The organism is Nocardioides sp. GY 10113 (assembly GCF_004919105.1).
In the GTDB taxonomy this organism is placed as follows: Bacteria; Actinomycetota; Actinomycetes; order Propionibacteriales; family Nocardioidaceae; genus Nocardioides.
On the sequence record NZ_STGK01000017.1, the window covers coordinates 77,274 to 97,616 of the forward strand.

13 protein-coding genes and 1 pseudogene are annotated in these 20,343 nt (G+C 71.8%); 11 read left to right on the forward strand and 3 right to left on the reverse strand.

Annotated elements, in window-relative coordinates; translation table 11 throughout:
• The first annotated feature begins 23 nt into the window (after positions 1 to 23).
• Positions 24 to 941: a glycosyltransferase family 2 protein gene (locus E8D34_RS17780; protein ID WP_168929503.1), complete on the forward strand. Its 918-nt coding sequence runs from the start codon at positions 24 to 26 to the stop codon at positions 939 to 941.
• Here E8D34_RS17780 and E8D34_RS17785 read toward each other — a convergent pair.
• Together E8D34_RS17785 and E8D34_RS17790 are read right to left on the reverse strand one after the other, a co-directional pair.
• On the reverse strand, positions 917 to 1,885 hold the full coding sequence (locus E8D34_RS17785) for a glycosyltransferase (protein ID WP_136596005.1): 969 nt from the start codon (positions 1,883 to 1,885) through the stop codon (positions 917 to 919). The genes E8D34_RS17780 and E8D34_RS17785 overlap by 25 nt on opposite strands.
• A complete protein-coding gene (locus E8D34_RS17790) occupies positions 1,882 to 3,264 on the reverse strand; it encodes a hypothetical protein (RefSeq protein WP_136596006.1) in 1,383 nt (460 codons plus the stop codon). The genes E8D34_RS17785 and E8D34_RS17790 overlap by 4 nt, the downstream gene beginning before the upstream one ends.
• Positions 3,265 to 3,372: 108 nt before the next feature.
• Between E8D34_RS17790 and E8D34_RS17795 the strand changes: the two genes are divergently transcribed.
• From E8D34_RS17795 to E8D34_RS21430, 9 genes are all read left to right on the forward strand, one after another.
• On the forward strand, positions 3,373 to 4,878 hold the full coding sequence (locus tag E8D34_RS17795) for a Wzz/FepE/Etk N-terminal domain-containing protein (RefSeq protein WP_168929504.1): 1,506 nt from the start codon (positions 3,373 to 3,375) through the stop codon (positions 4,876 to 4,878).
• The gene (locus E8D34_RS17800; protein WP_168929505.1) at positions 4,871 to 6,403 is read left to right on the forward strand and encodes a flippase; all 1,533 of its coding nucleotides are present in this window, start codon (positions 4,871 to 4,873) and stop codon (positions 6,401 to 6,403) included. The genes E8D34_RS17795 and E8D34_RS17800 overlap by 8 nt, the downstream gene beginning before the upstream one ends.
• Positions 6,404 to 6,485: 82 nt before the next feature.
• On the forward strand, positions 6,486 to 7,736 hold the full coding sequence (locus E8D34_RS17805) for a Gfo/Idh/MocA family oxidoreductase (RefSeq protein WP_136596009.1): 1,251 nt from the start codon (positions 6,486 to 6,488) through the stop codon (positions 7,734 to 7,736).
• Positions 7,737 to 7,762: 26 nt separating this feature from the next.
• Positions 7,763 to 8,650: a hypothetical protein gene (locus E8D34_RS17810; protein WP_136596010.1), complete on the forward strand. Its 888-nt coding sequence runs from the start codon at positions 7,763 to 7,765 to the stop codon at positions 8,648 to 8,650.
• The gene (locus tag E8D34_RS17815) at positions 8,647 to 9,894 is read left to right on the forward strand and encodes a delta-60 repeat domain-containing protein (protein WP_136596011.1); all 1,248 of its coding nucleotides are present in this window, start codon (positions 8,647 to 8,649) and stop codon (positions 9,892 to 9,894) included. The genes E8D34_RS17810 and E8D34_RS17815 overlap by 4 nt, the downstream gene beginning before the upstream one ends.
• 133 nt (positions 9,895 to 10,027) lie before the next feature.
• On the forward strand, positions 10,028 to 10,837 hold the full coding sequence (locus E8D34_RS17820; RefSeq protein WP_206056785.1) for a sulfotransferase domain-containing protein: 810 nt from the start codon (positions 10,028 to 10,030) through the stop codon (positions 10,835 to 10,837).
• Positions 10,837 to 12,126, forward strand: coding sequence for a hypothetical protein (locus E8D34_RS17825; RefSeq protein ID WP_136596013.1), 1,290 nt, complete (start codon positions 10,837 to 10,839; stop codon positions 12,124 to 12,126). Before E8D34_RS17820 ends, E8D34_RS17825 begins: the two co-directional genes overlap by 1 nt.
• Positions 12,123 to 13,082 (forward strand): sulfotransferase domain-containing protein, encoded by a 960-nt coding sequence (locus E8D34_RS17830; RefSeq protein WP_136596014.1) that lies wholly within the window; start codon positions 12,123 to 12,125, stop codon positions 13,080 to 13,082. The genes E8D34_RS17825 and E8D34_RS17830 overlap by 4 nt, the downstream gene beginning before the upstream one ends.
• Positions 13,083 to 13,262: 180 nt before the next feature.
• Positions 13,263 to 18,137 carry a PKD domain-containing protein gene (locus tag E8D34_RS21430; protein ID WP_136596015.1) on the forward strand — a complete coding sequence of 1,625 codons (4,875 nt, stop codon included), beginning with the start codon at positions 13,263 to 13,265 and terminating at the stop codon, positions 18,135 to 18,137.
• A 58-nt stretch (positions 18,138 to 18,195) separates the two neighbouring features.
• On the opposite strand, the gene E8D34_RS17840 is transcribed toward E8D34_RS21430, so the two are convergent.
• Entirely contained in the window at positions 18,196 to 19,044 is an 849-nt protein-coding gene (locus E8D34_RS17840) for a hypothetical protein (protein WP_136596016.1), read from the reverse strand.
• Positions 19,045 to 19,287: 243 nt separating this feature from the next.
• Between E8D34_RS17840 and E8D34_RS17845 the strand changes: the two are divergent.
• A pseudogene (locus E8D34_RS17845) lies at positions 19,288 to 20,343 on the forward strand (hypothetical protein); the annotation flags it as partial.

The following is a 20,343-nucleotide window of genomic DNA, read 5'->3' on the forward strand; positions in this document are numbered from 1 at the left end:
TCTCGTCTCGAGGAGGTCCCGACTTGTCACGCCCCGCAGCCGTCAGCGTCGTCGTGCCCACCCACAACCGACCCGAGCTGATGCGTCGGGCGGTGGCCAGCGTGCTGGCCCAGGAGTACGACGGCGAGATCGAGGTGATCGTCGTCTTCGACGCCTGCGAGATCGAGGCCCCCGAGGTGGACGTGCCCGAGGGTCGCACCCTCCGGGTGGTCGCCAACCAGCGATCGCGCGGCCTGGCCGGCGCGCGCAACACCGGGATCCTCGAGGCGAGCCACGAGTTCGTCGCCTTCCTCGACGACGACGACTACTGGCTGCCCGGCAAGCTGGCGGCCCAGATGCCGCTGTTCGACGAGTCGCCGCGGTCGGTGCTGGTCGGCACGGCGGCGGTCTTCGACGACGGCGAGCACCAGCACGACCGTCCGGTGCCGACCGACCTGGTGACCCACGCCGAGCTGCTGCGCGACCGGATGGCGGGGTTGCACTCGAGCACCTTCGTGCTGCGCCGGGCGGCGATGCTGGGTGGCCTCGGGCTGGTCGACGAGGAGCTGCCCGGCAGCTACGGCGAGGACTACGACCTGCTCCTGCGCAGCGCGTGGATCGCGCCGATCCCGGTCGCCAACGAGCCCCTGGTGTCGGTGACGTGGTCCCAGGACTCCTACTTCTTCGGACGCTGGGGCGCGTACGCCGAAGGGCTGGAGTACCTCTGCGCGGAGCACCCGGGTTTCCAGACCGACCGCAAGGCCCACGGCCGCATCGCAGGCCAGATCGCGTTCGCGCACGCGGCGGACGGTGACGGGTCGGAGGCGCGTACGTGGGTGGGCAGAGCCGTGCGGTACGAGCCGATCCAGGTCAAGGCGTGGCTGGCGCTGGCCGTCTCGCTTCGTCTGGTCTCGGTCCCGTGGGTGGTCTCGGAGATTCAGCGTCGCGGGCGCGGAATCTGATCCCCTGCCGTCGCGGTCGCCGGACGGCGGCGCGCGGCGAGGCCGGCGGCGGTGAGCACGTGGTCGAGCGTCAGGTCGTCGGGATCGACCGAGACCGCGAGGCCCTTGGCGTCGATCATCGCGGCGAACTCCAGCTGGTGGTCGTCGACCATCTCGCTCCGGCTGGCGCGACGCGGCAGGATCACCGGCACCTTGCCGTGCTGGAGGACCGAGAGCACCGAGCCGACGCCGGCGTGGGTGACCACCACGTCGGCCTCGCCGAACGCGGCGTGCAGCTCCGTGGCCGGCATCCAGCGGGTGAGCGGCGAGCCGTCGTCGGCGTACGCCTCGGTGGTCCCGGTCTGCCACCGCAGGTCGAGCCCGGCCAGCACCCGGCGGCAGCTCTCGACCGCGCGGTCGAACGGCCACAGCTCGGTGCCGAGCGAGACGACGCCGGTGCGCAGCCGCGAGGCGTCGACGGGCCCGGGCTGCGGGTGCGCCTCGAAGGCGTCGAAGACGTTCGGCACCGGGGTCCACGCGTCGTCGCCCCATCCCTCGCCCTGCACGAAGAGCCGGGCGCGGGTCAGGCGCTGGGCGAACCTGCCGGTCGAGGACGGCCCGAGCACCCTCGTGGCGCTGTCGACGAACCAGGTCTCGCAACCGCGCAGTGTGGCGGCGAGCAGGTGCGGCGTGGAGAAGAGGGCGCCGGTGCTGACCAGCAGCTCCGGCTTGATCCGCTGCTGGAGGCGGAGCGCGGCGGGCAGCCCGGCGGCCGCCTTCCACATCTGCCCGGAGCCGACCCGCGGCACCCAGACCACCTCGCGGTCGGCCAGCAGCGACTCGGACTGGGAGGTGCGGCCGGTGACCCAGACGGCGTTGCTGGTGTCGACCCCGAGCAGGTCGACCATGATCATCAGCTCGTCGAGGTGCCCCCCGGGGGAGGCGACGAGCAGGGTGGGCCTCATCGGGCACCGTCGCTGGACAGGCCGTTGACCGCCGGCAGGGCCGGAGCCGCGGGGCCGAAGCGCTCTGGCGGGTCCTCCTCTGGCGCGCGATGAATCGCGGGCCGCGTGCAGCCGCGGAGGGCCAGCGCGGCAATCGTCATCATGATCGGCAGCCCGTACGGGACCACGCCGTAGAATCCGAGCTCCACGCAGGCGACCAGGCACAGGGTGGAGGTCACCAGCCCGACCGGGTCCCAGAGCCGTCTGGACCGGAACCAGGCGAGGAGGAAGAACGATATGAACGCGGCGATGGCCACCGGCCCGTGGGAGACGAGCACCATCCAGAACTGCCCCTGAGTGCCGACGGGCGGGGCGTCGGGGTTGTCGCTGGCGATGGGGACGCCATAGCCGAAGATCGGTGACTCGGGCACCGCGTCCAGCGACTGCTGGTAGAGGGAGCCGCGGGTCTCGGTGCCCGAGCCCTCGAGTCGGGTCTCGAGCCGGTCGCCGGCGAGGTGCTGGAAGGCGAGGCCGCCGATCGCCGCGGCTCCGAGGATCACCACGACCGCCAGCAGGTTGCCGCGCATCGCCATCCGGACCGAGACGTAGAGAGCCGCCAGGCCCAGGCCGATCAGCATCCCGCGGTTCATCGTGAAGGACGCCGGCACCACCGAGATCGCGATGGTCACGGCCAGCGTCCAGAAGACGACGCGGTCCCGGCGCTCTCCGCGCCGGTTCAGGGTGAGCATGTACGCGATGACGACCGGTAACAGCAACGAGTAGACGTTGCCCCAGTTGTTGGCGTACAGGAACGGCGCGCTCGGTCGTCCCGCCACGCCCAGGTAGGAGTCCGGGTTGTACTGCGCGAAGCGCCTCACCACCATGTGGTTGATGAAGTCGACGTTCACCAGGCCCGGGCTGACCGCCTGCAGGACGTAGAACGTCGGGGTCCTCACCACGCTGCCGAGCAGCGCGATGCCGGCCAGGCCGCCGGCGACGACGCTGAGCCAGTGGATCGTCAGGATGCCCGCGACCCGTCGTCCGACGTTCTGTCCGCTCAGGTTGTAGACGTAGAGGAACAGCACGGTGGCGCCGACGTAGATCCCGGCGCGGTAGAGGAACGCCACCATGTGGTTGGGGGTGTCGACCATGACGATGGAGCAGCCCATCCAGACCAGGAAGAGCAGCCACAGCGCAAAGCCACGGGGCACCCGGACGTTGCCCCGCGCGGCCAGCAGCGCGCCCATCGCCACCGCGAGCGGCATGAGCACCATGTCGAGGAGACCCAGCGCCCACCACAAGGGGGTCAACCCGAAGTACGCCGCCACCGGCCAGACGGGCAGCGACGTCGCCCCCGCCCGCATGGTCGCGACGGCCCGATCCTCGGAAGTCGTTGACACCAGGGAGTCCCCCCCATTTGCGGTAAGCCGTCGTCCACGTGATCTCTCAGTCTAGGGAGAGCGGTGATCCTGGGGGCTCGCTCGGAAACATTTCTCCAGGGGGTGCAAGTGACCGAGTCGCCTGACAGCGGTTCGCTGGATCTGGGGCGCTACTGGGCCATCGTCAAGACGCGGTGGAAGGTGGTACTCGCGGTCACGATGCTCGCGACGGTGCTCGCGGGCGTCTACGCGACGCTGACGCCGACCACCTACACCGCGACCGCCCAGGTCAATCTCAGCGTGATCGCCGACCAGCCGTTCAACACCCAGCGCGCCGCGTCGGGCCTGATCGACCCGGCCACCGAGGTGCAGCTGGCCAAGTCCTCCGCGGTGCTGACGGCCGCCGCCGGGGAGATCGGCGACGGCGCCACCGTCGCCGACGTCCGCCGGGCCACGACGGTCACCGTCCTGCCCGACACGACGGTCGCGCGGATCACCTACACCGCGCCCACGCTGGACGGCGCGCTCACCGGGGCGGACGCGGTCAGCACCGCGATCGTCGACTATCGGACGCAGGTGGCCGAGGGCAAGGTGCAGCGCATCAGCGATCGGCTCACCACGAAGCAGAACGAGGTCAACAAGGAGCTCGCGAAGGTCAACGAGGCGCTCGACTCGTCGCCTGCCAGCAGCGCCGCGCACGCCGTCGCGATGAGCCGGCGGACCGTCCTTGAGGCGCAGCTGGGCACGCTGGTCGACCAGGTCGGCGCGATGAACAGCATCGACACCTCCGGCGGCTACGTCATCACCGAGGCAGGGGACACGACGGTCGGCGTGAAGCCGCACACCCGGATGATCGTGCAGATCGGCCTAGCGGCCGGCGTCGTGCTCGGCCTGATCGCCGCGTTCGTCGTCAACGCCCTCGACCGCCGGGTGGCGACCGCGCACGATGTCACCAAGGCCCGGGGCGGGCCGCTCCTGGCCCGGCTCTCCGACCCGACCCGTGCGGTGCCCGCCTCCATCGCCGACCTGGACGGCTACTGGCGCGCGGCGGAACGCCTGTTGGCGACGCCGACCACGGGCCAGCGGGCGACGACCGTCGTCGACCTGACCTCGCAGGAGCGTCCCACCGTCGCGATCAACCTGGCCCTCGGGCTGGCGTCGTCGGCGGAGGCCGCGGTGGTCGTGGTGCTGGCCGAGGGCGAGGAGGAGTTCGCCCGCGAGCTCGCCGACGAGCACGGCGGAGTGACGGTGCCGAGCCCGGTGCCCCAGGTCGGCAGGCTCGCCCTGCGGTTCGGGCCCGAGACCCCCTCCGGCACGTCGTCGGCGGCGGGGACGAAGGAGGGCGCAGCCGAGGAGCCCCCCGCGTGCGTCCTGGTGGCGATGCCCTCCAGCGCCTCCCGCGCCGCGGTGCTCGCGGCGGCTCGACGCACGGGCTCGGCGGTCGCGGTGGTGGAGGCACGGCGGACCACCCAGGGGGCGGTGCGCGCGCTGAGCGATGACCTCGCCGGCGTCGGAGCGGCGATGCTCGGCACCCTGCTCGCTGCCCGGGGGCCGCGACGCCGGGGCGTGGAGCGCGGCGCCGGTCGGCGGGTGGCCGGCGAGGCCCGCGTCGCGCTCGCGGCCGACGGTGTCTGACGTCGTCTCCCACCCGGGGACGCGCGGCCGCACCACGGAACTGGGACGCGCCGCCCGCGGCGGCGCGATCACCTTCGTCGGCGCCGCCGTCTCGGCGCTCTGCGGCTTCCTCTTCAACCTGCTGTTGGCGCGCCTGGTCGGTCCGCAGGGCGCCGGTGTGGTGCTGCAGGCCATCGCCACCTTCACCATCGCGCTCGCGGTCGGTCGACTGGGGCTGGACACCACCGCGGTGTGGCTGCTGCCGCGCCTGTCACGCCAGGACCCGGCCCGCGTGCGGGCCGCGCTGGCCGGCACCTGCGGCCTCGCGCTGGCCGTGCCGCTGGCCGGCGTGCTGGGTTGGCTCGTGGTCTGGCAGGCCTTCCTGCGCTCGCGGGACTCGGAGGTGCTGGACGCGATCACGATCGCTGTGGTCTTCCTGCCCGCGGCCAGCCTGATGATGGTGGCGCTGGCCGCGACGCGGGCCTTCGGCGGCGTGGCCGCCTTCAACGCGATCGGCAACGTGCTGGTGCCGGCGCTGCGGCCCATCTCGCTGGTGCTGGTGGTCGCGTTCGGCGGCGGCGCACTGGCGATCTCCGGGGTGTGGGCTGCTTGCTGCCTGGTTGGAGCCGTGCTCGCGGTGGTGATCCTCCTCCGGATGGTCGGCCACCCGTCGCGACGCGCCGCTGGTGGCTGGCTCCCGGACCGTGCGCTGCTGCGCCAGATCCTGGGGTTCGCCGGACCGCGCACGGTGATGGCGGCGATGGAGCAGACGATCATCTGGATCGACGTCCTGCTGGTCGGCGCCCTGCTCGGATCGGTCGCCGCCGGCGTCTACGGCGCGGCCTCCCGGTTCGTCGCGGCCGGCGTGGTGGCGATGACGGCGCTCCGGATCGTGGTGGCGCCGCGGTTCAGCGCGCTGCTGGTCGAGGGCCGCCGCGCCGAGGTGGCCGATCTGTACACCACAACGGCACGCTGGGTCCTGCTGCTCGGGGCACCGATCTACCTGACGTTGGGTGTCTTCTCGCCCACGGTGCTGGGGTGGCTCGGCCCGGGGTTCGGGGACGGCGTCACGCCGATGGTGATCCTGAGCCTGGGCTCGATCGTGGTGCTGGCAGCGGGCAACGTGCAATCGCTGCTGCTGATGAGCGGGCGCAGCGGCTGGGGTGCGTTCAACAAGTTCGTCGTGGTCTGCTTCAACGTCGGCGCCAACCTGGTGGTGATCCCGCGTGCGGGGATCGACGGCGCCGCGTGTGTCTGGGCGCTCTCGATGGCGCTCGACACGTTGTTGGCTGCGTGGCAGGTGCGTCGGGGGATCGGCGTGTCGCCGGCGCTCGGTGCGATCGCGGGTACCGCGGCCGCCGTGATGGGCTGCGTAGCCGTGCCGTCGTTGGCGGTAGTGCTCGTGGCAGGCCAGGGCGAGCTGCAGCTCATGGTCGCGGTGCTGCTCTCAGGCCTGGTGCTCGCAGGTTACTGCCTGGTGGACCGGCGGCGACTTCGGTTGGACGAGTTGGCGTCCGTGAGGCGTCGCGGGAACGCCCCGCAGTGACCCGCGTCACACGCACCCCTCAAATGGGGTACGCCGGACCCAACGGGACCCGACATTTCGGTCCGGCCGGTGAGATGACGTCATGACGACCTCCCTCGACCCGGGCGCCGGGACCGCGGGCCACGACCCGGCACCGACCAGCACGCTGCGCGTCGCCGTCGTGGGTGTGGGGAAGATGGGACTCTCGCATCTCGCGATCCTCGGCGCGCACCCGAGGGTCTCGATCGAGGTCGTGTGTGACTCGAACGGCTATGTCCTCGATGTGCTCGGCACCCACACCGGGATGCGGTCGGCGACGGACTACGCGTCGATGCTGGACTCGGTGGAGCTGGATGCGGTGGTCATCGCCACACCGACCAAAGCGCACTACCCGATGGTCCGCGCCGCCCTGGAACGCGGGCTGCACGTCTTCTGCGAGAAGCCCCTGACGCTGTCGGCCGGCCAGTCCGAGGAGCTCGCCGCCCTCGCCGCGGAGCGCGGCCTGACCAGCCAGGTCGGGTATCACAACCGGTTCGTCGCGGCCTTCGCCGAAGCCGCCCGACTGGTGGCCGAGGGAGCGATCGGCACGGTGCACCACGCCCTCGCCGAGGCCTACGGCCCGGTGGTCCTCAAGCCGCGCGGCGGCACCTGGCGCTCCCGACGCTCGGAGGGCGGTGGCTGCCTCTACGACTACGCCGCCCACCCGCTCGACCTCCTCACCTGGTTCCTGGGCGAGCCCACCGGCGTACGCGGGACGACGCTCGGCCGGATCTTCTCGGCGGACACCGAGGACGAGGTCTACGCCACCTTGGAGTACGCCACCGGAGGCAGTGCGCAGCTGTCGGTGAACTGGTCGGACGAGTCCTACCGGAAGATGACGACGCGGGTGACCCTGTGGGGCACGCACGGTCGGATCACGGTGGATCGACAGGAGTGCCAGGTCTACCTGCGCGACACCGCGCCGGTGCCGGACGGCTACCGCGTCGGGTGGAACGTGAAGTACACGACCGAGCTCACCCCCGCGGTGTGGTTCTACGTGCGCGGCGAGGAGTACAGCGCGGAGCTGGACTACTTCGTCCGCAGCGCGCTCGGCGAGCTCGCGGCCGGCGAGCCCGGGGGGCTCAACTCGTTCGGCTCGGCGGCGGTGGCGGATCGCGTCATCGAGATGCTGCTGGCCGACGCGGACGGCGGCATCGGGGCCGGCAGCGCGGCGGGTACGGGGAGTGCTCGGGGTCCGGCAGTGGTAGGTCCGACGCGCGCCGACCGGCTGCGCGGGCACGGGATGAAGGTTCGAGGCGGAACGCGCCGCGGGCTGGCAAGGATCCGACAATCATGGGGAGCACGAGGACAGTGACGATCAGTATTCATGACCGGGGAGTCATGGACAGACTCCTGTTCGGGGACAACCAGTTCTTCGGGGTCAACCACATGTCCGAGGAGAAGGCGCGCGCCCAGGCGATGCGCTTCCAGGATCTCGACGCCGTGATGGCGGTGCTCGACGCCGCGTACGACGAGGGCATCCGCACGTTCATGTGCACCACCCACGAGCGCGTCGCTGAGATCGTCGCCGTGGTGCGGGCCAACCCGGACCGCTATCCGGAGTTCACCTTCTACCCGTGCATGCCGTACGCGCACAAGTACGCCAACGCCGTGACGGACTACGGCATGATCGGCGCCCTGCGCCGGTTCCTGCCGGACGACGGCGTCGTCGCGACGGCGTTCAAGGGCGGGCGCGCGGTGGCGCGCAAGGACGTCGAGAGCATGATCACCATGCTGATCGACGCCGAGATGAGCATGTTCCGCGGCGCGAGCACCCCGGTCATCTTCCTGCAGAACGTGATCGTCGACCTGCTGCTCGGCCTCGGCTTCGACGAGGCGTTCGCGGTCTTCGCCCGCCACGTGCGGGAGAACTACGGGGCCGAGCCCGGGTACATCACGATGAACCTGGTGCGGCTGCTGGACGCGCTGGACCGGGTCGGGATCGAGAACCCGATCGTGTGCAGCAACATGAACAAGCTCGAGTTCCGGATGTCCGGGGGCTCGGAGAGCTATCGCAGCGCCCTGCAGGAGCGCCGTTTCCGGGCGATCGCGATGTCGGTCTTCGCCTCGGGCGCGGTCTCGCCCCGCGAGGCGTTCGAGTGGGTCGCCGACTTCCCGGCGATCGAGTCCGTGGTGTTCGGGGCCTCGTCGGCCGCACACATCCGGAGCACCCGCGAGATCGCCGACGAGGTCTGGCCCGCCACCGAGGTGGAGGGGATCGTCCGATGACCTCCCTGCTCCGCGCGCCCGCCGGGCGCGCCCGGCTCGCTGCCCTGGTCGCGCTCTGCGTGGCGCTGGTGGTGACCGCCGGTCTCCCTGCCGACGCCGCACAGAGCCAGAAGCGGAAGAAGGCCCCGTCCCCGTACGCCCTCGCCACCCCGGCGACGAAGCAGTGGGGCGTCGACGGCCCGGTCTACGCACTCGCCGTCACCGGCAACATGCTCATCGTCGGCGGTGACTTCACCCACGCGGTCGACGGCCACGGTGGCAAGGTCGCCCGCCGCAACCTCGCCGCCTTCTCGCTGAAGACCGGCCAGCCGCTCGGCGGCTGGCGGGCAGGTGTCACCGGTCCGGTGTTCGCCCTGGCCGCGACCAAGAACTACGTCTGGGTCGGTGGCTCCTTCGACAAGGTCGACGGCGTCGAGCGCACCAACGTGGCACGCCTGACCACGTCGGGCGCGAAGGTCGACCCGTCGTTCCAGCTGGCCACGAGCGGCGCCGTGCGGGCGCTCGCGCGGCGGAGCAGTCGGCTCTTCGTCGGCGGGGACTTCCAGTACGCCGCGCGCACCGCCGACGACCTCTTCACGGTCGAGAGTGCCCACGACCGCCTGGTCGCCGTGAACGGCGGCACGGGTGCGGTCGCGACCAACTTCGACGCCTCCGCCGGTGGCACCGTGCGTGCCCTGGACGTCGTCGGCAAGCGGCTCTACGTCGGCGGCAACTTCCTGGAGCTCAACGGCGCGGTGCGGGCCGGCCTCGGGGCCGTGAGCACCGCCAGCGGAGCGCTCACCGGACCGACGTTCCGGTTCCCCGGGGTGTCCGGCACGCCGACCGAGGCCATCGTGTTCTCGCTCGACGCCACCAAGAAGCGCGTGGTGGCGGCGGTCGGCGGCGAGGCGACCTCGGGTGCGGGCAACCAGGTCGTGGCGTGGAACTCCTCCACCGGCAACCCGAAGTGGCGGGTCCAGTTCGGTGGCGACGGCCAGGCGGTCAAGGTCGCGCGCGGCATCGTCTACGTCGGCTTCCACCGTGCCTACCAGGGCAACGACAAGCTGCGGCTGTTGGCGGTCAAGCTGAGCACCGGCGCCATCCGCAAGGCCTTCCAGCCGAAGTTCAACGGCTTCTGGGGCGTGCGTGCGATCGCCGCCTCCCAGCGCGGCATCGTCGCCGGCGGTCAGTTCACGCGGATCAACGGCAAGGCGCACCCACGCGTCGCGCTCTTCCCGTACCCCCAGGCCACCACGGCGAAGTAGTAGCGGCGCTCGCTCGAGGGAGGGATGGGGAGCTCGGGCTCCCCGGAATCGGATGACACAGTTGACGGATCTGAAAGAGCGCATGCCGCGAGGGGCGATGGACCTCGCGAACTGGGCGACCCGACGGTGGGGCGTGGCGACCTCGTCCCGGCGCGGGTTGCCGGACTTCCTGGTGATCGGCACCAAGCGGGGCGGCACGACGTCGCTGTTCAACTACCTGCTGATGCATCCCGGTGTGCTCGGGCTCTACCCGCAGGTGAGGGGACGCAAGAGCACCGACTACTTCTACCGGAACCTGCACCTGGGTGAGCCCTGGTACCGGTCGCACTTCCACTCGGAGACCCACCTCGAGCGGGCCGCGCGGCAGCTGGGCTACCGTCCGGTCTGCGGGGAGGCCTCGCCCTTCTACATGTGGGACGAGCGGGTCCCGCCGCGGGTGCGCGAGCTGGCACCCTCGGTGAAGGCGATCGCGCTGGTCCGCGATCCCGTCGAGCGCGCCTGGTCGCACTACCAGGAGCGGGTCCAGAACGGCGTGGAGCCGCTCTCGTTCCCCGAGGCGCTCGCGGCCGAGTCGCGGCGTACCGGTGGGGAGCCGGAGCGGATGCGTCGGGATCCGAGCTACCACAGCGACGCGTGGGACTGGTACCCCTATCGCCAGCGGGGCGTCTACCTGCCCCAGCTGCAGACGTGGACGGAGAGCTTCCCGCGCGACCAGCTGATGGTGGTCAGGAGCGAGGACATGTACACCGACGTCCAAGGTGTCTTCGACGAGGTGTGCGCCTTCCTCGGGATCCCGAGCGTCGCCCTGCCCACCCGCAAGACGTTCAACGCCAGCGCCCGCGGTGCCATGCCGGAGGCCGTGCGCGAGGAGCTGACCGAGTTCTACCGCCCGCACAACGCGGCGCTCGAGGCGTACCTCGGCCGCAGCCTCGGCTGGTCGTGATGGTCGGCCCGCACCCCCTCGACCACGTCGTCGAGCAGCTGTGGGGTCCGGCCTTCGAGCGCTCGGCGGCGCTGCGGGCGATCGTCGACCCGAGCCCGGACGCCGATTGGGAGACGGTCGAGTCGTACTGGCTGGTGCCGCGGGAGACCTCCGCGCAGCTGCTGGTCCCGCGCGGCCCGCGGGCGGTGACCAGCCGGGCGCTCACCAACTACCGGCGACTGCGCACACCGACCACCAACGCGGTGAGGTTCGCGCTCGGCGCGGCGGCGCGCGCGGGGCTGCCGCTGGCCGCGTCCTCGGTGCACGTCCAGGTACGCCGTGACGCCCCGCCCGGCACCGCCGACCTGCTCCCGCTCGCGCACGTGAGCCGGGCGCTCGGCACCGAGGTCTACGCAGCCACCGGCATCCGGACCAGCGACAACCGCAAGACGATGCTGCACCTGGTGGACGGGCGGGGCGAGCCCGTCGGCTACGCCAAGCTCGGCTGGGACGCGACGACGGACCACCTCGTGGCCACCGAGGGTGAGGTGCTGGGTGAGATCGGCGGTCGGCCAGGCGCGGCACGCGCGCCGCGGGTGCTCGCCCGCCTGGACTACCACGGCCACCCGGTCACCGTGACCGAGCCGCTGCCGGCCGATGCGTGGGGATCGTTGACCCGCGTGCCGGCGCCGACCTCGGAGGAGCTCTACGCGCTGGCGCCCGTCGTGCGCCTCGCGCCGCTCGCGCACACCGGGCAGTTCCGGGCGGTGCGCGGTCGACTGGACCTGGCGGCCCGCTCGGGGCCGGTGCGCGCGCTCGCGGAGCAGGCGCTGGCGCTTGCCGCCGCCCTGGCCCGGCTCCGGTCGCCGGTGCCGGTGACCACGCTGTGGCACGGTGACCTGGCGCCGTGGAACCGGGCCCGGGACGGCGCGGGTCAGCTCTGGATCTGGGACTGGGAGAACGCGGAGCCGGACGCGGTGGCGGGCCTGGACGCCCTCCACTGGGCGTTCTCCGAGGCCCGGCTGGTGGCGCCCGACGTCCATCGGATCTCGCTGGCGGACTGCCTGGCGCGCGCCGAGCACCACCTGGTCGCGGCGGGGGTCGCGGCCGACGACAGAGCGGCGGTGGCGGCGCTCTACGCGCTGGTCACGGTCGAGCGTGCGTGCACCATCGCCCGCAATGCCGGCACCTGGGAGACCGCCTTCATCGCTCCCGACGGGCTCGCCCACCTGCTGCACCAGGGCACCCGGCTCCTCGACCTCGGGGAGCGCGAGCGCGCCTCGGAACCGCCACTGACGGAGGCCTCATGAGCAGCAACGACCAGTCGCCAGCACGCAGCGGGAGCCCCAGCCGCCTCGACGACGGGATGCCGTCCTTCGCGGTGATCGGCGCGCAGAAGTCGGCGTCGACGTTCCTCCAGGACCAGATGAGCCTGCACCCGGAGATCGAGATTCCCGACGGCGAGGTCCGGCACTTCGAGGACCCGTTCTACTCCGCCGGCGAGGTGGCCCGGCTCCCCGAGCTGTTCGAGCGACCCGCCGCGACGACCGTGCGCGGGATCAAGCGACCCGACTACCTCGGACGCCCCGAGATCCCGGCGCGCATCCAGGCCGCGATGCCCGATGCGAGGCTGCTCGTGGTGCTGCGGGACCCGATCGCCCGTGCCGTGTCCAGCTACTTCCACTTCGCCCGGCACGGCTTCGTGCCGCTGCTCCCGATCGACGACGCCGTCCAGGCGCTGATGAGCGGGGCGTGGGAGAGCGACTACCCCCGCGCGCCCGAGGTGCTGACCTTCGGTCGGTACGGCGAGCACCTGGAGCGCTATCTCGGCCTGTTCCCGGCCGAGCAGATGATGGTCTTCGAGCAGGTGCACCTGATCCGGCGCTCGCCGGAGGCGCTGCGGGCGGCGTTCGAGTTCGTCGGCGTCGATCCGGAGTGGCGGCTGCCCGAGGGGGAGCTGCGGGTCTCGAACAAGGGTGTCTACTCGCTGCCTCGGCTGCGGCTGCTCCGCACGAAGAACCGGACGCGGTTCACCTACACCGAGTCGATGGACCGTCGCTATCCGCGGCGGATGACCCCCTGGGGCTGGACCTACAACGCCTCGGTCGTGGGTCTCGACCGGCTGGTGCTCAGCCACTTCGACTCCGGTCGTCCGCCGGAGCTGGCGGTCGAGACCCGTGCGGCGCTCGAGGAGTACTACGCGTCGGACCGCGACGTGCTGCGGCGCCTGCTGCCTTGCTGGGGCGTGGAGCCGGACTGGCTGTGAGGCGCGCGGGCGCCGTTGCCGTGGCCGTCGGAGGCCGCACGTGCCCCACATTGGTGATGTCTGCACAGTTCGCACGGTGCAGGTCGTCGCACCGACGTTACGTTCCTGTGCCGCTCCCGGCCCGTCCCGGACGTGCGTGGGTGGGGCGGTGACAGCGTTGTTCTACGGGGGAGTTTGACCATGCGCGGAGTGCGCCCGATCGTCCTGTTGTGCCTGCTGGCGTCGGCGCTGGTGCTGCCGGTCGTCACCAGCCAGCTGGCCCCCGCGGCGGCCGCCGTGCTGCGGCTCGGCGCGTCCGCGGACACCGCCGCCGGCTCCTGCTGGGAGATCAAGCAGGCGCAGCCGTCGTCCACCGACGGCGCCTACTGGCTGCTGACCCCCGCGATGGTCGAGCCGCAGCGGTTCTACTGCGACATGACGACGGACGGCGGCGGCTGGGTACTGGTCGGCCAGGGCCGTGAGGGCTGGACGATCGACTACGACGGCAAGGGCGACGCGGCGGGCCTGCTGGAACCGTCCGCCCTCGCGCTGACCAGCACCGTCCAGCTGCCCAGCAGGACGGTCCGGGCGCTGATGAACGGCGGCCGGGTGGACGCGCTCGACGACGGCGTCCGCCTGCGGCGTGCGACCACCACCTCCGGCTCGTCGTACCAGGAGGTGCGGGTCCGGTACGCCAAGTGGCCCGGCTGGACCTGGACCTTCGGCGCGGAGAACCCGGTCTCGACCTGGACGGTCGGCGGCAGGTCCGGCAGCGGCGGTACCTCGGCCTCCTTCGGCACCGGGAGCGGCCAGAACCTCGTCTACAACACCGCCGTCGAGGCCAACACCTACCGGCGCGGCTTCGGCTACGGCAGCTCGGTCGGCGGCTCCAGCAGTGACTCGTCCTACCTGTGGTCGGCGTCCAGCTCCGGGTACGCGCTGCCGCAGACGCAGGTCTTCGTCCGGCCGAAGGTCCTCTCCAGCGACGCCGCCTTCACCGCGATCGGCGACGCGGGCCTGGCCGGTTGGTCCCAGCAGAGCCTGCCGAGCTCGCGGGCGCTCGCCTCACCGTGGGGCGTCTCGGGTCTGGCCGGCGACACCGAGACCGAGGGCAACGTCGAGGTCCAGGCGTTCACCCAGTCCGGCTCCACCATGTACGTCGGCGGCAACTTCCGCTACGTCCAGCGGGACGCCGCGGGGACGGGGCGGGTCAGCCAGCCGTTCCTGGCGGCCTTCGACGTGGCCACCGGTGAGTGGGTGCAGAGCTTCCGGCCGACCCTCGACGAGCAGGTGCACGACCTCGCGACGCTGCCGAGCGGCGCCGTGGTCGCCGCCGGCGAGTTCACCTCGGTCAACGGGCAGCCGGCGACGGGCATCGTCGCCCTCGACCCCGTCACCGGCGCGATCGACGGCTCGTGGAACGTGACCCTCGAGAACCGGCTCACCAACGGCGACTTCCGCGTCAACGCACTGACCGTGGCGGGCGACTGGCTCTACATCGCCGGGGCCGTGACCCACTACGCGGGCGGCACCCGGAGCGCGTTCGTCTACTCCCGTGGCCTGGGCCGGGTCGCGGTGACCGACGGCACGCCCGACGTCGACTGGCGGCCGACGTTCAACGCGACGGTGACCGATGTCTCCGTCTCCCCGGACGGGGGCACGGCGTACGCCACCGGCTACTTCACCCGGGCCAACAGCAACAACGTCGTGTCGATCAAGGCCGCGGCGGTCTCGACGGCCGCCGGCGCCACCGCCCGCGCGTGGTCGCCGACCTGGAGCAACTCCAACAACTACCAGCGGTCCGTCGACGCGGTCGGCAACAAGGTGTGGGTCGGCGGCTCCGAGCACTCGCTGTTCCAGTTCGACCCCACGACCCTGAACCGCACCATGGGCGACATCGCCAAGCCGCACGGCGACATCCAGGCGATCGGGCACCTCGACAACGCGGTCTTCGCGGGGTGTCACTGCGACGACTGGTCGTACCACGATGCCTACACCTGGTCGACCCTGAACTCCGGGTGGACCGGTGCCGACGCGCTGAGGTGGCTCGGCGCCTGGGACGCCACCACCGGCGATCGGCTGCCGTCCTTCACGCCGAACCTGGAGATGCGCTCGGGCACCGGCATCTGGGCGATCACGCCCGACGACACCGGCGTGCTCTGGGCGGGCGGCGACGTCGTCGCGGCGGCGACCAGCACGCAGGCCGCGGCGTTCGCCGGTGGCTTCGTTCGGTTCCCGAAGCGGGACTCCACCGCGCCGACGGCGCCGTCCGCGCTGACGGTGTCCGGCACCACCTCCACGACCGCGACGCTGTCCTGGTCCGGGTCCACCGACGCCGGCGGCGGCGTCCGGTACGTCGTGCTGCGGGACGACCGTCCGATCGCGGCGACCACGGGCAACATCACCGCGATCACGGTGCCGCTCGGTGGCGCCAACCGCTACTTCGTCCGTGCCGTCGACCGGGCGGGCAACTACTCGGCGACCACCTCGGTGGTGGCCGTCGAAGGCGGCCACACCCCGCCGACCGCGTCGTTCTCGGCCTCGACCAGCGGCGCCACCGTGCAGGTCGACGGCTCGGCCTCGGCGGCGACGGACGCCACGATCACCGACTACCTGTGGGACTTCGGCGACGGCGGCGGCGCGCGTGGCGCCACCACGCAGCACACCTACGTCACGGGCGGGACCTACGTCGTCACCCTCACCGTGACGGACTCGACGGGTGCGACAGGGTCGAGCTCGAGCACCGTCACGGTCACGGCCGGAGGGCCGCCCGGCGCGGGGCCGGACGACCCGTACGGCAACCTGGTGTACTCGATGAACCCGTCGCACTACTACCGGCTGGGGGAGAGCAGCGGCAGCACCGCCAAGGACGCCGGGCCCGCCGGCGCCGACGGCACGTACGTCGGCAGCCTGACCAAGGGCGCCGCGGGCGCGCTCGCCGGGACCACCGACACCGCGGTCAGCAGCAGCTGGTTCACGGGAGGCTTCGTCGCCTCTCCGCAGCTGACCTCCGCGCCGGACACGTTCTCCCTGGCGATCTGGGTGAGGACCACGTCCTCCCTGGGCGGCCGGTTGATCGGCTACAGCAGCTCGAACTCGGGCGGCTCGAGCAACTACGACCGGATGCTCTACCTGCGCAGCGACGGCACGGTGGTGTTCGGCGCCTACTCGGGCTCGGAGCAGCGGATCACCAGCTCGCGGAGCGTCAACGACGGGCAGTGGCACCTCATCTCCGCCACCATGTCGCCCGCCGACGGCATGCGTCTCTACGTCGACGGCGCCCCCGCAGGGACGAACGCGAACACCGTCGCGCAGAGCTTCCAGGGCTACTGGCGGGTCGGCAGCGACAACATCTGGTCCGGTGCCTGGTCCGACAACCTGTCGGGCACGCTCGACGAGGCCTCCGTCTTCGGCTCCGTGCTGAGCGCGAACCAGATGCAGGCGCTGTACGACGCTCGCCTGGCCACCGAGATCCTTGGTGGTGGCGGTGGTGGCGGCGGTGGCACGGGCACCAACGAGGCGCCGACGGCCGCGTTCACCTCGACGGCGGACTTCCAGACCGTGCAGTTCGACGGTGCGGCCTCGAGCGACGCCGACGGGACGGTGATGACCTACGCCTGGGACTTCGGTGACGGCGCGACCGGGGTGGGGGAGCTGACCAGCCACGCCTACGCGGCGGCGGGCACCTACACGGTGACGTTGACGGTGACCGACGACAAGGGTGCGACCGACTCGGTGAGTCATGACGTGACCACCACCCCGGCGCCCACGTCGGGCACGGTGATCCCGGCGGGGTCGGCGTGGCGGTGGCGGTATCAGTCGGGTGCGCCCGCGGGGTCGTGGGCGGAGGTGGGCTTCGACGCGTCCTCGTGGGGTGAGGGTGCGGGTGTGCTCGGGTTCGGTGCCTCGGGGTTGGGCACGAACATCGACACGTTCGCCTCGACCTCGGAGCGGCCGTTGGCGGCGTACTTCCGGCGGGAGTTCCAGGTTGCGGACCGTACGAAGGTGACCGCCCTGGTGCTGACCACGGTGGCCGACGACGGGGTGGTGGTCTACGTGAACGGGACCGAGGTGGGGCGGTCGAACATGCCCAGCGGGTCGGTGACCAGCAGGACGTACGCGTCCTCGGCGCGCAGCACGGACGTGGCGAACAGCGTGCCGGTGGTGGTCGAGGTGCCGACCGGGTTGCTGGTGGACGGCACGAACGTGGTGGCTGCGGAGACGCACCTGAACTACCGGGCGACGCGGGACCTGAGCTTCGACCTGTCCGCGGTGATGACCACGGGCTCGGTGAGCGTGAACCAGTCGCCGACCGCGGCGTTCACCTCGTCCGTGGACTCGCTGACGGCGCAGTTCGACGGCGCGGCCTCGAGCGACGCCGACGGGACGGTGGCCTCCTACGCGTGGGACTTCGGTGACGGCGCGACCGGGTCCGGGCAGCAGGCCCAGCACGCGTACGCGGCGGCGGGCACCTACACGGTGACGTTGACGGTGACCGACGACAAGGGCGCGACCGACTCGGTGAGCCATGACGTGACCGTGAGTCCGGCCGGTGAGAGCGTGGTGATCCCGGCGGGATCGGCGTGGCGGTGGCGGTATCAGTCGGGTGCGCCCGCGGGGTCGTGGGCGGAGGTGGGCTTCGATGCGTCCTCGTGGGGTGAGGGTGCGGGTGTGCTCGGGTTCGGTGCCTCGGGGTTGGGCACGAACATCGACACGTTCGCCTCGACCTCGGAGCGGCCGTTGGCGGCGTACTTCCGGCGGGAGTTCCAGGTCGCGGACCGTGCGAAGGTGACCGCCCTGGTGCTGACCACGGTGGCCGATGACGGTGTGGTGGTCTACGTGAACGGGACCGAGGTGGGGCGGTCGAACATGCCCAGCGGGTCGGTGACCAGTGGGACGTATGCGTCCTCGGCGCGCAACAGCACGACGGCCAGCAACTCTCCGGTGGTGATCGAGGTGCCGATCGGGTTGCTGGTGGACGGCACGAACGTGGTGGCTGCGGAGACGCACCTGAACTACCGGGCGACGCGGGACCTGAGCTTCGACCTGTCCGGTCAGCTCACGGAGTCCCCCTGACGGCGCCCTGTTCGGCTCGCGCGGCCGGGGCGCACCAGCGCCGGCCGCGCGGCGTCGGTCAGCCCTTGCCGATGACCAGGAACGGCGTCGCGAGGTCGCCGTTCATCTGGTCGGTGGCCGACGCGACGATGACGCCGTTGGCGGAGACCTTGCCGCCGATCGACATCGGAACCCGCGGGTCCGCCGGTGTCACGTCGCCCGTCGCGCCGACCACGGTCCGCTCCGACATGTCCGACGGATCCGCGAGCGGCCAGGTGGTGACGGTGACCTCCATGCCCTCGCGTCGGCACTCCATGTGGTACCAGAGGCCCGGGATCACGGTGACCTCGGAGCGCACCGTCACGGTGCCGAGGTCGCCCTGGACGACGCACGCCGGCCGTCCCAGGTCCAGCTCGGCCTTGTAGAGCGTCGGTTCGCTGTACAGGCCCCGCTGAACCAGGTTGTCGCCGTTGTCCTCAGCACGCCCCGCCGAGTCGGTCGCCACGTTGAAGTCCGTGCCCCAGGTGAAGGGCCGCTGCCCGGGGTTGAGGGCGTCGTCCGGCCCCGCGTTGGTGACCACCACGACCGCTCGTGGGTAGCGACCCTGGCCGCGGTAGGTGGGGAAGCGCAGCGCTCCCACCCCCTCGGGCGCCTTCGCCGCCGTGACCTCCCCGCCGGCGAGGGTGGCGACGGTGACGTCGACGTCGGCAGAGCCGACCTGGACGGGCTCGCCGCCGCGCGCCTCGATCCGCACCGTCGTCGGTCCGTCGGCTACCTCCGCGGTCGGCGACGGGGTGATCGGCGTCGTGGACGCGGGGGGCTCCTGCTCGTCCTGGACCCCGCACGCCGTCGCGGTCAGCAGCGCGCACCCGAGGGCGCCGGCCAGCCAGGCGGCGGGTCGGTGCGCGGGCCAGCCCCGGTTCGTCACGGAGCCGAGCGTAGGCGCCAGACGTCTCCCGGCGGGACCGATCCCAGTGCGTGGCGGGCGCCGCGCCGCTGGGGTCCCGCCGCGGCGCGACGGGCCCGGCCCCGCGAGGACGGGCAGCGGAGGGGCGATTTACCGCTTGTGGGGCATGCCGCTGCTGGCCATCAATGTGACCGTTGTCCAGCGTTGACTTGGGGTCCCATGTCCTCAGTGGCGTTCCGGTGAACGAATGAGTGGGGAGAGATAATGCTCCGAGCAGCATGGCGCCGCAGGCTGGCAGGTAGCGCCGCGGCGCTTCTCGCGGGCGGCCTGGTGGCCGCGGTGGCGACGCCGCCGGCGCCGGCGCAGGCCGCGACCAATGACCAGACGCTGAGCGGCACGGCGTCCTCGATGTGGCAGACCAACCAGCCCGTCGACGCGCTGGCGACCGCGAACGGGGTGGTGTTCGCCGGCGGTCGGTTCACGCAGGTGCGCCCACCGGGGACGAACAGCAACTCCAACCAGGCGGTGTCGCGGACCTACCTGGCGGCGTTCAACGCCAGCACCGGTGCGTTGATCACGTCGTTCAACTTCACGCTGAACGGTCGCGTCTACGACCTGAAGGTCTCCCCGAACGGCCAGACGCTCTACGTGGCCGGCTCGTTCTCGAGCGTCAACGGCAGCGCCCGGGGCCGGGTGGCCGCGATCAACCTGTCGAACTACACGCTCACCAGCTTCAACCCCAACGCCAACCGCGTCGTCACCGCGCTCGGCCCGACGGCCAACCGCCTCTACCTCTCCGGCGACTTCACGACCGTGGGCGGCGCCGACAGGCCGACCATCGCCTCGGTCGTGGCGGTCGGCGCGAGCAGCGGCACGCCGGGCGCCCTCGACAACTCGTTCGGAGCCACGCTGACGGCCCCCGAGCCGAACCCGTTCAGCGGCACACCGAGCCCGCGCGCCCTCAGCATCCTGCCCTCCCCGAACGGGCAGCGACTGCTGATCGGCGGTGGCTTCAACGCGGTCAACGGCACCGCCACCGGCGGCGTCGCCTCGCTGGACCCCGCCACCGGCGCGCTGCAGGACTGGTCCGCCAACACCGACCAGCCGATCAACACCAACTGTGGGGGCCGCACCCGGGCGATCATCACCGACGGCACCAACGCCTACGTGACCGCCGAGGGCGACCCGCCGGGTTGTTACGAGGGCACCTACGCGGCCGACATCGAGACCGGCGAGATGGTCTGGAACTCCGAGTGTCTCGGGGCCTCCCAGGGCATCGCGGTGATGCGGGGCGTGCTGTACAAGGGCTCGCACCAGCAC

Bases quoted from the DNA above. Each gene is read 5' to 3' on its own strand.
- E8D34_RS17785 (WP_136596005.1), bottom strand. From the start codon at position 1,885: ATGAGGCCCACCCTGCTCGTCGCCTCCCCCGGGGGGCACCTCGACGAG.
- E8D34_RS17830 (WP_136596014.1), top strand. From the start codon at position 12,123: ATGAGCAGCAACGACCAGTCGCCAGCACGCAGCGGGAGCCCCAGCCGC.
- E8D34_RS17810 (WP_136596010.1), top strand. From the start codon at position 7,763: ATGGACAGACTCCTGTTCGGGGACAACCAGTTCTTCGGGGTCAACCAC.
- E8D34_RS17805 (WP_136596009.1), top strand. From the start codon at position 6,486: ATGACGACCTCCCTCGACCCGGGCGCCGGGACCGCGGGCCACGACCCG.
- E8D34_RS21430 (WP_136596015.1), top strand. From the start codon at position 13,263: ATGCGCGGAGTGCGCCCGATCGTCCTGTTGTGCCTGCTGGCGTCGGCG.
- E8D34_RS17815 (WP_136596011.1), top strand. From the start codon at position 8,647: ATGACCTCCCTGCTCCGCGCGCCCGCCGGGCGCGCCCGGCTCGCTGCC.
- E8D34_RS17825 (WP_136596013.1), top strand. From the start codon at position 10,837: ATGGTCGGCCCGCACCCCCTCGACCACGTCGTCGAGCAGCTGTGGGGT.